This window comes from Pseudomonas sp. AC083 (assembly GCF_979253165.1).
This window is the reverse complement of sequence record NZ_CEEDDH010000008.1, coordinates 135,966-147,687: the sequence shown is the minus strand read 5'-3', so window position 1 is coordinate 147,687 and position 11,722 is coordinate 135,966. Positions and strand designations below refer to the sequence as shown.

The window sequence follows — 11,722 nt, the reverse complement described above, 5'->3', positions numbered from 1 at the left end:
AGCAGCTTTGCGGTGAATCCAAAACCACATCCTGACTTCGCTCGCGGCGCACCTAATGAATACTGGAGCACATGATGTCTGATCAACTGCATTTCACTCGTCAGACTTTACTGACTGCATCAGATTTTATTGAGAAAGCAGAAACAAGCGCCGGTTTTGACCATATGGTGCAACGTCTAGAACTGGATCAGTGGGTACCGTCGGGGAGCGAGCTGTCGGTTGCCAAAAAAAGAGTGATACTCAACAAGGTACTTCTAGAACGGGCAGAGCTTGTTTTCTGGGCCAGGGAGGGTCAGATGACACTCGGTGAAGCACTTGTTCGTGAAGCAGTTCGGCTCATGCACTTCCCCTCTAGGCACGCGCAGCAATTGCCGTTCGAACGCTGCCTAGCAAGGGATGGGTTCGTCGTCTCATGGGATGCAGGGGATTGCGGACAAGGCAACCCACCTTGGCTGAGACGAAGCTTGCCAGCAAATGTGGATTTGACTGCTGGGGATGATCAGGTTCATCAGCACCTAAAGCATTTCGGGTTCGTGAGATCGTGCGGTCATCTTGATCAGGCGATTGACGCGCATACCAGAGGCGACTGGGCAGCTGCTAATGCTCAGATCAGGACATTCATGGAGAGCCTCATTCTGGAGATCGCAACACGGATTGCATCCGCTGACCTACCTCCGAACCCTGGTTTGAACAACGGCTTTCAAGCCTTGGCCAACTGCGGGTTTCTATCCGAGAGCCGTTCCGAATGGAACCAGGATGCGAAAGGTATGTTGAACGGGCTGATGAAGATGTTGCACTCCGATGGTTCGCATAAAGGACTTTCGGATGAGGATCATTCCACCATGCGTCTCCATATAACCCTGGTGGTCGCTAGGGCAATATTAAATCGCCTCGCAAATAACAGGTGAGGACGACTTGAATCGCATCGGGTTTCGAGATGCTTAGCCTCATCGCACGCGTAGCACTGGTTGTTGATATGCACACCCTTTCTCGGTTATTAGTAGGCAGCCGAGTCCGACGGGGCGCAGACGTGTTTGAATGGAGTCAGGAACGTCATGAGTAAAAAGGGTCGATCTGCAGGCGCACAAAAACGCGCGCAGGAAAAAGCTAAGGACATGGCTAAAGCTGAAAAGCGACGCAAGCTTGAGAAAGAGCGGGCGGACGCTCAGCGGAAAAAGACGGCCCAGCTCCTTCGAAGCGGAAAGCTGAAGCTCAAAAAAGCCAAGCCCAAGACGGGTTTATTCGCCCTCTTCTCTTCACTGCCTAATCAGCCAGCAATCAGACGGATTGATGTGGTGACGGATCAACATACCACCATCAAAAAAGTACCGAATCAGTATCGTCTTGAAGGCGACACTGGCTGGTAATCCATCTGAAGTCATATGTCCACCGAATCGCTTATCTAAAAGCCTTATAGATCGGCAATATAAATCCCGAGCCTAGTTCAGCCGGGTCGATACAAAATCGGTCGGAGAATTGGTCACCGGTGATGTCTGCGATCAGTTCATCGACTTCAAGCCAAGCATGTGAGGCGCCGTCCTTCATGCCGCAAACATAGCCGAATTCGCCGATCCCCACGGTGTTCAAATAGTCGCCCATGAGCTCAGAAATGATTCCGCAGCATCCGCGTGGGAAACCTTGGATATGCATGGGGACGTTTGCCGGTCTCTACGACTAACTCGACTGCCAACCTTAAGTTCGTTGCCAGCTCAAGCACTGCTGAACGAAGCATTTCCTATCCCCAGAAAGAAGGGCCCCGCAGGGCCCTCGATTTGTACTCAAACGATTTTACTGAGCCAGCCAGCTCTCGACGGTGTCGGAACCGTATTCAGCTTTCCATTCTTTCAGGATTTTATGGTTTCCGCCTTTCGTCTCGACGACTTCACCTGAGTGAGGGTTCTTGTAAACCTTCACAGCTCGAGCTTTCCGGGTGCCCTTGGTCTCAGCGGCTGCAGGAGCGCGGCGGCTATTGGACTGAGGATCCAGGATGGCGACAATGTTGCGCAAGCTGTAACCATACTCACCCAAGAGCTCGCGGAGCTTCTGCTCGAACTGGATCTCACGCTTCAAGCCGTCATCGTTTTTAAGGGTTTCAAGCTCTGCTAGTTGAGCTGCAAGCTGTTGTTCGAGAGCGCGGAATTCAGCGAGACGGGACATGTAACACCTCAGATAATTAGTGATGGCAGTATAGTCAGCGCTATCCAAGGTACACAATCAAAGGTGTGCCAGATGCTTAATGCTGACGTGCTCCCCTAGCCGCCCGGTGTGCGTCGAGGTGCTGCATCTCAGCCTGCCATTCAGTCAGGAATTTTTCCCAATCATGAGCGTACGGGCCTACGGTCAAGCGCGTCGACCCAATGCTTGCTTGCAGAAAGCGCTCACGCCATGGCTGGGGAATACCTGCTTCGCACACAATGCTGATACCGGTACTGCGGCGCTCAATCAGAACTGCTTTGCGGACAGCATCGATATCGAGGCCTAGATGACTCTGGTTTAAGTCGACGCGCTCCTGGCCTTCGATGTCATCTAGAACATCCAAAATTGCACCGGCCTTCGGATCACCCGGTATAAGGTGCGACAGTGTCCAGAGCGCTTTCCGCCTCACAGACTCGCGCGTACGAAGATCATTAGCCATTTTCAGTGCCTCGACTTGAGCCAGCAGTCAGCCGACGATAAAGGTCGGCTAGGAGACGAGCATCCAGCAGCGCGTGGTGGGGAAGTTCCGGGAACGCCACGTTGTCGATATCATCCGCTTCGAGATGCCTGAATAGCACGATCAGGTTGGTCGCGCGATTAGCGATGTGAGCTGGCCAACGGTTGTTGATGTAGGCCAGATCGCAGAAAAAATCCCAATCCCACTCAGGAGCATCGGAGCAGACCTCGACTAGACCTTCGAGACTGTCTAGAAAAGCGAGAAGTGATGCTTGAGCTTCGACCAGGGTTTGCCCATGTACAGGCAGGTTGAGCTGAGGCAGGACGTTTTGGATCACGAAGTCGCTGCAGTCCTGAGTCACGTACGTGTTTGTGAGCTCGACGTAGTATTCGTGCCCGGCTTCGGACACGAGGGCCAGCGAAATCAACTTCGTGTCTCGGTTGAGCCGAGTGAACTCACAGTCTAAAAATAGCTTCATCCTCTCCTCCCTGTGAGTACCTGGTTCATGCATGCCGGTGTACCTTTGGCAAAACGACCAAAGCCGACTGGTTTCTTTTATGACTTTAACCTATTGCCCTGACGAACCTACGCCTGCGCTCACAGCAAGAGAGGTTTGCCAGGTACTGCGCGATGCGATCTTTGGGCGACGCACGATGATCAAAGCATGTGCTCAGACTTGGGACGAGCTCTATGCCGGGATGTTCATGGTCGACGTCGAGGGATGGAGCATGACGATCTTCAACGACTGTGATGAGCTCGATTACTGCGAAGCATGCGTCAGCACCGATGGACGGCGTTGGTCGTTCGACTCGGGAGATCGATACGGGACTGACCCTATAGCTCTGCTTAGCACATGGGAGCATCAGACACTTGAGCGGCTTCTGAAGGCGTTATGATGAGGATACATCTCGACGAACCATCTCAGAAAAATCCCTTCGTGTAACCTCGTCTTGACTGTTGCACGTCAAGTTAGCTTCTGCCCCATCAGCCCCGAAAGCACTTCTTCAAGTAATACGCTCATTTCTCGTGCCGAAAGCCAGCTAGCATTGCGTCCTATCTGCGCTTGAAAATCTACAGCACGATCACTCTGGTGGGAGCAGATGAAATACTTCATAGAGCATCGCGCGATTTCAAGCGGCAGGTTTTGGGAAAGCGGTGGCTGAGAGATATCCGTCTCCCCAAGAAGATACAGATCCGACGACAGCGGCAGAATTACGTGGACAAGCTCATCATCCTTATCCATGAAAGGCTTGAAAGAGCGCTCGCCTCTCACATGGAACAGTACGACTGAATCCCCTAGAGGCAGATCGCCTAACTCAAATCTTTGAACCGAATAATGGAGCGCGCTGAAACGCAGGGCGCGGGCAGCTGGCGATACAGACTCGTTGAGCATGCGGACATGACTGGCTTTTATCATGTCGGGTATTGAAGACTTAATACGCGTCAACAGGGCAGGCATCTGGGCTGCAAATATCGCGACGAGCGGCTCGATGATTTGGTCGAGGAGTGATTCATCCATAGTGAGCAAAGCCTGAAGCTGCTGCGGGCTAACATCCTGCTTTGCCAAGGCACTGTCAAAGACAGGGGAACCTGGTCTGAAATGACTTTGAGTCAACGCACGGAGGGTAGCGGGATCTGAGAGATACCCAAGAATGCCAGTGGCACACTCATCAACCATCGACTGCATATTCTGGCGAACATGGCGGCTTCTGATTTCTAGGTGAGCTAACAGCGCTGGAATCCTCTCGACCACCGCCTCGCTCAGGTTGCCAGCACGTAGGCTGTCTATCAAAGGTACGTAAACGTCCCGCTCTTCGTCGGTGATTTTATCGTCCAGATCCGGCTCGCCGTCGATAGCATAAAAATGCCTTTCAAGTCCTACATCTTGAATATTTGCAGATCTGGGGGGCTTATTCTGTTCGTATACCCAGCATCGGACGATTTTGCCGTTACCTGGAGATCTGAACCCTTTCTGCAAAAACTTTGGAATGAAGTGCTGTCTTACTCCTGACACCTCGAGTGCTCCCTCAGATCTGTAAGCTTATGATGCCTTGGCGATTGCCGTCTTGACCGCTGACGGGCACAGACCTAGGCGCTTTCATCCTCGGCCTGGAAGACCTCGATGAGCTTCTGATTGTAGTCATCAAGGTAGCTCTGAAGCCCATCACGGTCGATTAGCCGCACGCCCGCCGTGCTGGCCAACTCCTTCGCTGATTTCGTGTAGTAGGAGTTCGTGACTACCATGGCCTCGTCGCACCCATAAAAGGCTTTTGCGGAGATGGCTTGCTGCACAGCCGCATTGCCTACGGAGCCCGAGTAGTTCTTTGCCTGGATCACCATGTTTTTGCCGAAGCGGCTTACAAATAGATCAGCACCTTGGTCAGCCGTCTTCTTGGTGTCTTTAACGTCATATCCAATGGTCTGGAAAATCTCAACAAGGAAGGCTTCGAATTGAAACCCATCCATGGCATCCACTAGGTACATGGTGATGAACTGGTTCGGATTGAAATGCTCCAGCTGAGATCCCAGACGCTCGACGAGAATATCGAAATAAATCTCCTCGCAGAGGCTCAGGCCATTCCGGAAAACCTGTATCGGGAGGAGCGGCACACCAGATGTCGACGCTGCCTGGGGATTGAATTGAACATTGGGGAAAGCTACGTCATTTTCCCAAAGGTAGTAATAGAACAGAGCCAAGTCAGACCTGAACGTCGTTCCTGCCTCTTCAATCCAAGAACGTAATGTGTCGGCAAGGTCAGTCCGAATGTGGCGGGTCAGCTCTCTGGAGAAGCCTAGATAGGCAGAGTTGAAGGCTGTGGTCTGCAGCAGCTTGTCCAATAGCGATGGAAGACCTTCAAGTTCGTCAAAGCCTTTGCGAATCAAGACTTCCCTGAACAGCTCCCTCTCGCTGTACACACCATCCAACCGTGGGCCGGGTACGCCTGCGTCGTCGCTGCTACCTGCGCGTTCACGGGTGGTGTGAATGAAGTTCGTGAAGTAAGGCTGCTTTAGCTCGGAGTATTTTCTCAATACGTTGTTCAGAAGATCGTTGAGCTGGGCTTGCTCCTTCTTCTTCCCGAAAAAGTCTTGAATCAAGCCTTTGGATCTGTATTGAAAGTCGGGATAAAACGAAGGATCCAGTGGCGTGAGGTGTCGCAACGTGAGCTCTGATGACGGTGAAACTTGAGAACCCATGCACCATGGGCATGCGATCTCGAAGGTAGTCCTATTGCATCCATTGCATTGATAAATCATCGCGTCTATCCCTTTCATGAGTCGTCACGCGACCTGCGCGTTTTCGTGTTTGAGACATTATCTGAGTGCCGTCAGCACGTCCACGCGCTTGCCTCCCGCTGTTGGATAGTCGCTAAGCGCGTATCGACAGAGGGCACGCTGGGAAGGCTACCAGCGCCACTGGCAAGCTCCCCATCGTAATCATTGCGCCTTACTGCTCAAATCGGAATCCATGCAATTAATATTTCCTCGTTACATGCCGACAGATATGCGCGTGGACGATTTTAAAGATCCCGTGCAGCAATGAAAAACCTGAAAGGGTGGAGTTTATTTTGTTAAAAAAGCTTGTCTCAGCCTTGTCATCAATCCGGAGCCGCCCCGCAATTCGAAATATGCTGTCGGTCGGTGCCCTCTTCGCCTTCGTTGGCTTTTTGAGTGACGGGTCTTCCCTTATATCGTTCGTGAGTCAGTTGCGAGGACAGGACAAAGCGCCCCTAGCCGTTGTCCGAGCAAGGCTAAAGCCTTTCAGAATTAACGCCGTGATGCCTGAAAACCAAGATGACGTATTTGTTCAGCTGCAGCTGAGGAACTATGGAAAGGATCCCGTCTACCTGACGTCGGCTCAAATTGAAGTCACCAAAAGCAATACGGCAACGCTCGGCAGAGCCGGTGCAGCGGGAATGTGCGTATTGTCCGAGAACCCGAACACCAACACGCCTATCAAGGTTGAACCAGGTGCGAGTGTTTGGGTTCGGGTCTCAAAGAGCATTCACCTACAGGGCTTGTCTACTTGGCTGACTGAGGAAACCCTAAAAGACATACACGTCACCACCCCTGAAGACCCATCTACCATCACCGAGAACTTTTTTGTCGGTGAGGTAAATCGAAAATTTGGCGAGCTCTACGGCTCTGAAGCTGCTCTGAAGGTCACCGTTTTTTCGGGGAATCGCGATGAATTGCAGACATTCAGTTTTAGGCTAGCTGAAGGAAAAGACATATTTGCCAAAGATGGTAGCCTCCAGCAAGACTGGTTGATCGCCAACTGGATGTTTCCAAGATGGCGGCCTGCTGATCAAGGTACAACCTGTGAGGATGAGCCGAGCTAGGGATACTCCCGTGCGACTGCAGCCAGGAGGCTTTTGCCAATTCAAGTATCGACGAGCGAGACATTCTCGTCCCTATACAGACGAGCCCGTGTTGGGCACCCCATTGCCCCACCGGGGCGGCTGTCGTAAATCAAGCCGCCCGCGAGGCGCACGTTTCGGCGCTGCGGGCGTCTATCCTCACACCTCTTGGCCTATCGGCCTGCGCGCACCGCTTGCGGCGGCTAACTGTGCAAATCTCGTCCGCATCTTTTCGAAGCGGTCAAAACGTATGCTGTGAAGAGGCTGGGATTAATGTCGGCCAAATCCATCGACACCAACGAGCGGCTCCTCAACGAGCTCAATGCAGGAATTCAGTTCGTGTTGTATTTCTTCAAGGGTTGAGTCGAGCTCAGGATTCTGGCCTGACGCTCGTACCTCAGCTACCGACTGCGAAAAATACGCCCTTTGATAAGGGCCATCTGGACGTCGCAGTACCCAGAGTCTTCAGCGTCAGGACTCATGAGTCCTCCAAGCCACGCAGGCAAAGTATGAAGGTTGGTATACAACCAGGTAATAGCTTTGGCACGAAAGCAACGGGGTGAATTCGGTAGCATTTCTAAAGAGCGTAGAGCGAAGCTTGTTGCTTTTGATGTGCCTGAACGAGGCTACTTCCTCGGGCTGGAATCAGCTACCTTCCATCCGGATTAGCGCCGTGTCTCTACTGGCTACGAGAGCCTCCATTCCGCCATAGACTGGCAGAGCACAATCCCATACGCTGGGCATAGCAAAGTGCCATGGAATATGAGCGAAATGGAAATAACCGACTCAGGAGGCGTAGCAGCGAAGTACGGCTTCCTTTATCAGGACTGCGTCGCAGCCTGGCTTGCCACTGAGATGCTCATGGACAGAGATATGCGTGCCGTGCGTGTTGAGACTGTTGACGATGTTGATATCGTTTGGTCAGGTTTCACAGAGTTCATCCAGGTGAAGGCTGCGGCTGAGAAAAAATGGACACCGACCACGATTACCGATAACGCTACAAGCACTGCTGTCGCCTCGACCAAAAGCAAATCCGTAGGCAAACCGCGAAAAAAACGCATACCTGATTCATCGATGGTGCATAAGTCGATGAAGCAAGCAACCACCCCAATTGACAAGTGCAAGTTCCGAATCGTCTCCGCAGAGCGCCCAACCGGCCTTCTGGAGTACCTTCGGGTTTTACCGACCTCGCGAACTGGCAGGCCAGGAAGGCAGGAGTTAGTCGATGACCTCAACCAGCGAACCTCCAGCTTTGTTGCCGCATCCAAAAATGATATTGGGCACTGGGTAGACTCCACCTGGTGGCAGGTATATGCGTCGGAACGCGAAATCGAATTACTGGGCATTAAAAACATTCGCAATGCTGCTCTAGAAGTCGTTGGGGTAACGCTGAGCTCTGATGCCGCCGCCGAGGCAATTTGGCGAGACATCGTCTACACGCTAACCAAGAAAAGCGCACTCTCTAGAAAGGTTTACTGCGAAGATGATAAGACCTACCACCGCAATAACCTCATCGACTGGTTTAAATCCGAAATTTTGATCCACGAGAAGTCATCCCACACAAGAACCAAGATATACGCAAACAAAAAATTGCAACCTATCCTCAATCACCTACACACGCATACGCCAAGCTGTGGGAGCATCGCAAGGTGCGGGAAGGTAATGCACCAGCATTACAATATTAATAACTATAGATATAGCTACATTTCGGACAGCGTCATAAAGTGGATCGACGAAGTCCTGCTAATGCCTGAGGAAATCGCAGACGTCACTGGGCTCTCTACTGCTGACCGATACCGAACACTATTATCTCGACTAAAATCTTCCATGACCGAGCTTGGAGACTTTCTTGGCAAAGTCTTACTTCACTCCTGCATCCGCAGCCTCCATACGAGCCAGCCAATACCTGCCTCGCTGTACATAGAAAAGCCGTTTGAAGTAAAAGTTCTCGAGAACGTTCACATCGTGCCACGAGCTTCAGGGGGTGATGAGCTCTGGATAGGATTTAGTCATCTCTATACTGGCACCGACATAATTGAATGCCTTCAGAACCTCCGTACCATTCTATACACAGACATTACCGATAACATCGACTCAGCTCGATCCAAGATTCTTGAAATCAAACAAGACTCTTACTTGCTCCAGCATGATATCGATGAGCTTCTTGAGACCAGCCAGGCCTTCGACACACACCTGAACAGATATCGATTTATAGTTTTCCTAGGTTATAACTCCGCCCTAATGACCGACCCCAAAACACCAGGGTACGAGCCTGACCTTTTAACAGAAACCAAAAAACTATTTGACGATTTCGCGTCAGATCTAAACACCAGTGGATTCGGAGAGGTGCTGATCGAGCTTCATCTCTACCCTGTGCCGGACATGGAAAAACTTCTATCCGAAGTAAAAAAGGCACTGGAGAAAGCTTGTGCTTGAAAACTACGAATCCGCGTTGCAAAGCCTCCAACAACAGAGCTTTTCGGCTTTTTCTTATCTTAAAATCGCTGATAAGCTTTTGTCCAATCCCAAGTACAGGAGCTCGGGACGAGAACTTGTCATCCGGGCTCTGGACTCTCGAAGCCGATTCTTGGCTGTACATGCATTATTACGGCACCTTGTGCGAAAATCGGGACTCTATCCGTATCTGAAAACACAATTCCAAGATCTATCGCTTGCAGAAGAGTGTGTCTTAGAGGCCTATCAGACGCCTATCTCGACTGATATCGTATTTCACTCCATGCAATACAAAATCTACGAACTACTTCTAGAAAACCGAAACGTGATCTTGAGCGCCCCCACAAGCATGGGGAAGAGCGCTATCGTGGACTCGCTGATCGCATCAGGAAAATTTAAGAAACTCGTCATAGTCCTTCCTACTGTCGCCTTGGTAGACGAAACTCGACGCAGACTCGAAGAGCGATTTGGTCAAACATTTCAGATCATTCATCATGGCACTCAGCGTTCAGAGCAGGAGAAAATCCTCTACGTACTTACACAAGAGCGCGTAAATGACCGAGACGATCTCGAGAGCATTGATTTATTTGTACTTGATGAATTCTACAAGCTAGCCTTCAAACGCAAGAAAGACGGCGACATTGACGATGAAGATGAACGAGTGCCCGCTCTCAACTCAGCCCTGAGCAAGCTTCTACGTTGCTCCGAACAATTTTTCATGACAGGCCCATTTATCAATGGCGTCAGCGGACTACCTACGACCAACCTCAATTACACATTCATTCCCACTGACTACAATACCGTCGCGGTTGACGTCGAGTTCTTCAACATCAAGCCTGATAGTGTCGATGAGAAGAACAGGGCTTTAGCCACAACGCTCAAACAAATCCATGGCCCTACCATTATTTACTGCAAGTCACCAGGCCGAGCGGTACAGGTTGCTAAATTCCTTCTGAAATCTGGATATGTAAAATCCATAGAAGATGACTATCTAACGTGGCTGGATCAGCACTACCACCCCAAATGGGAGTACACACGAGCATTTCGAAATGGAATCGGCCTACACTATGGAGGACTTCCCAGGGCCATGCAGCAATACACGATTGACAAGTTCAATCGTGGCGAGTTGCCGTTTCTCATCTGCACCTCAACTATCATTGAAGGCGTAAACACCGTCGCCAAGAACGTTTTTATATACGACAACCGGGCCGGAAATTTTAGCATTGATCGTTTCACTCACGGCAACATCAAAGGCCGAGCAGGACGGATGGGCGTGCATTTCGTCGGCAAGGTTTTTTGCATGGAAGAGCTACCAAAGCAAAGCGACTGTTTTGAGGTAGAGATACCTCTAGGCAAGCAAACCGAAGAACTGCCATTAAATTTCCTCGCCGGCATTCAGCCAGAACATTTGACTGACTTCTCCCAATCAAGATTTGAGGCCGGAACATCAGCCAGCAAGGCAGGTAAAGATTTTCTGAGGAAGCACGCATCATTCAAATTTGAGACCATTGAAGCGGCATTTAGCTTCATAGAAATCTGCTACGAAAGCGAATTCCAAAGCTGTTTATTTTCAGGCGTCCCAAAAACAGGATTTGCTAACTTCCTTTCTCGCTTCGTTGATCGCGTATGCGCTGGCTCGCTTAAGAAGCTGGGACTCATCAATAACATCAGCGTTATCAATGCCAGGATCTCTGCCTACCTGATGGCACCGAGCCACGAAAGTTACTTTGCGCAGCAAATTTCTCGCATACCGTCCGGTACCGACAGCGAGGAGTTATCCGAGCAAATTAACCATGCCCTGAACTTTGCCAGTCGAATATTTGGTTATGCAATACCCAAAGCTTTAGCCCTGCTTGAGGATATCGTCAACCTCAAGCTCGAAGAGAGGGGCACAGAGTTTAGGGCATCATATGGACATCTGCGCAGTATCTTCGAAAACTATCATTTGCATCCGGCCTGGGCCGGACTTGAAGAAATGGGAATTCCTGTTCAACTGCTTCATAAGCTGGGAACACTATTTCCATTTGTAGAAGAGGCAAGCGTAGACGACGCCTCTCGAATCTTGCGTGAAAACCTGAATCGACTCCAAGGCCTGACCTTGCTTGAGCGTCATTTCATCGATAGAGCGCTAGGTCGAGTAAAGCGGTAAAAGAACTACTTAGCCGCCGGCGCCTTTGTCTTCGGAGAGATCAACCGTCGGCGTCGGCCTTGGATAGGCATCGGGAGCTTTCAGCTTATCTCTATATCCTCGGAACTC

At 50.8% G+C, this 11,722-nt stretch carries 12 protein-coding genes; 6 read left to right on the top strand and 6 right to left on the bottom strand.

What is annotated here, in order from left to right; all coding sequences use genetic code 11:
- The first annotated feature begins 74 nt into the window (after nt 1-74).
- Both AC0IXA_RS14360 and AC0IXA_RS14355 read left to right on the top strand, forming a co-directional pair.
- Nucleotides 75-908 carry a hypothetical protein gene (locus AC0IXA_RS14360; RefSeq protein ID WP_471813596.1) on the top strand — a complete coding sequence of 278 codons (834 nt, stop codon included), beginning with the start codon at nt 75-77 and terminating at the stop codon, nt 906-908.
- A gap of 147 nt (nt 909-1,055) precedes the next feature.
- Nucleotides 1,056-1,367: a hypothetical protein gene (locus tag AC0IXA_RS14355; RefSeq protein WP_471813594.1), complete on the top strand. Its 312-nt coding sequence runs from the start codon at nt 1,056-1,058 to the stop codon at nt 1,365-1,367.
- Nucleotides 1,368-1,398: 31 nt separating this feature from the next.
- Here the strand turns inward: AC0IXA_RS14355 and AC0IXA_RS14350 are convergent, their stop codons facing one another.
- The 4 genes from AC0IXA_RS14350 to AC0IXA_RS14335 all read right to left on the bottom strand — a co-directional run bounded on the left by AC0IXA_RS14350 (nt 1,399) and on the right by AC0IXA_RS14335 (nt 3,131).
- Nucleotides 1,399-1,650 carry a hypothetical protein gene (locus AC0IXA_RS14350; protein WP_471813592.1) on the bottom strand — a complete coding sequence of 84 codons (252 nt, stop codon included), beginning with the start codon at nt 1,648-1,650 and terminating at the stop codon, nt 1,399-1,401.
- 138 nt (nt 1,651-1,788) lie between these two features.
- The gene (locus AC0IXA_RS14345) at nt 1,789-2,157 is read right to left on the bottom strand and encodes a histone-like nucleoid-structuring protein, MvaT/MvaU family (RefSeq protein WP_471813590.1); all 369 of its coding nucleotides are present in this window, start codon (nt 2,155-2,157) and stop codon (nt 1,789-1,791) included.
- 76 nt (nt 2,158-2,233) lie between these two features.
- Nucleotides 2,234-2,635: a hypothetical protein gene (locus tag AC0IXA_RS14340; protein WP_471813588.1), complete on the bottom strand. Its 402-nt coding sequence runs from the start codon at nt 2,633-2,635 to the stop codon at nt 2,234-2,236.
- Nucleotides 2,628-3,131: a hypothetical protein gene (locus AC0IXA_RS14335; RefSeq protein WP_471813586.1), complete on the bottom strand. Its 504-nt coding sequence runs from the start codon at nt 3,129-3,131 to the stop codon at nt 2,628-2,630. Before AC0IXA_RS14335 ends, AC0IXA_RS14340 begins: the two co-directional genes overlap by 8 nt.
- A gap of 31 nt (nt 3,132-3,162) precedes the next feature.
- Here AC0IXA_RS14335 and AC0IXA_RS14330 point away from each other — a divergent pair, with 31 nt between their 5' ends.
- Nucleotides 3,163-3,549 (top strand): DUF7693 family protein, encoded by a 387-nt coding sequence (locus tag AC0IXA_RS14330; RefSeq protein ID WP_471813584.1) that lies wholly within the window; start codon nt 3,163-3,165, stop codon nt 3,547-3,549.
- A gap of 68 nt (nt 3,550-3,617) precedes the next feature.
- Here AC0IXA_RS14330 and AC0IXA_RS14325 read toward each other — a convergent pair whose 3' ends face one another.
- Together AC0IXA_RS14325 and AC0IXA_RS14320 are read right to left on the bottom strand one after the other, a co-directional pair.
- Nucleotides 3,618-4,667, bottom strand: a complete 1,050-nt coding sequence (locus AC0IXA_RS14325; protein WP_471813582.1) for a DUF4238 domain-containing protein — start codon at nt 4,665-4,667, stop codon at nt 3,618-3,620.
- A gap of 74 nt (nt 4,668-4,741) precedes the next feature.
- Nucleotides 4,742-5,908 (bottom strand): restriction endonuclease, encoded by a 1,167-nt coding sequence (locus tag AC0IXA_RS14320; protein WP_471813580.1) that lies wholly within the window; start codon nt 5,906-5,908, stop codon nt 4,742-4,744.
- A gap of 521 nt (nt 5,909-6,429) precedes the next feature.
- Here AC0IXA_RS14320 and AC0IXA_RS14315 point away from each other — a divergent pair.
- The 3 genes from AC0IXA_RS14315 (at nt 6,430) to AC0IXA_RS14305 (ending at nt 11,614) form a co-directional block, all read left to right on the top strand.
- Nucleotides 6,430-6,993 (top strand): hypothetical protein, encoded by a 564-nt coding sequence (locus AC0IXA_RS14315; RefSeq protein WP_471813578.1) that lies wholly within the window; start codon nt 6,430-6,432, stop codon nt 6,991-6,993.
- Between the two features lie 789 nt (nt 6,994-7,782).
- Entirely contained in the window at nt 7,783-9,447 is a 1,665-nt protein-coding gene (locus AC0IXA_RS14310; RefSeq protein ID WP_471813576.1) for a dsDNA nuclease domain-containing protein, read from the top strand.
- Entirely contained in the window at nt 9,440-11,614 is a 2,175-nt protein-coding gene (locus AC0IXA_RS14305; RefSeq protein ID WP_471813574.1) for a DEAD/DEAH box helicase, read from the top strand. The genes AC0IXA_RS14310 and AC0IXA_RS14305 overlap by 8 nt, the downstream gene beginning before the upstream one ends.
- The last annotated feature ends 108 nt before the right edge of the window (nt 11,615-11,722 follow it).